The sequence below is a fragment of the Streptomyces sp. SID12501 genome (genome assembly GCF_010550245.1).
GTDB lineage: Bacteria > Actinomycetota > Actinomycetes > Streptomycetales > Streptomycetaceae > Streptomyces.
On the sequence record NZ_JAAGLU010000946.1, the window covers coordinates 1 to 401 of the forward strand.

Sequence of the window (401 nt, forward strand, 5' to 3'; positions counted from 1 at the left end):
CGGCGGCGACTTCCGCACCATCGGCGGCGCGCGGCGCGACTACTTCGCGGCGCTCGACGCCCGGACCGGTGCGCTCCTGCCGTGGCGGGCCGACGCCGACGCGGTCGGCCGCGCGATCGCGGTCTCGCCCGACGGCGGCACGGTCATGCTCGGCGGCGACTTCTTCACGGTCGGGGGCGCCAACTCCCACTCGCTGGCCGCGGTCGACGCGGGCACGGGCGCGGTGACGCGCACCTACCCGCGCGGGTTCATCCCGGACACGTCCGTCACCAAGGCGGTCGACGCCGGCCAGGCGGGCTTCTACGTCGGCAACGAGGGCACGGGCGGCGGCGTGTTCGACGGCCGCCTCGCGCTCGCCTACGGCTCGCTCGACCAGGTGTGGCGCGACACGTGCCTCGGGG

General features: G+C 76.8%; 1 pseudogene. It reads left to right on the top strand.

The features are described from left to right. Nucleotides 1–401, top strand: a pseudogene (locus tag G3I71_RS49260) (LamG domain-containing protein); the annotation flags it as partial.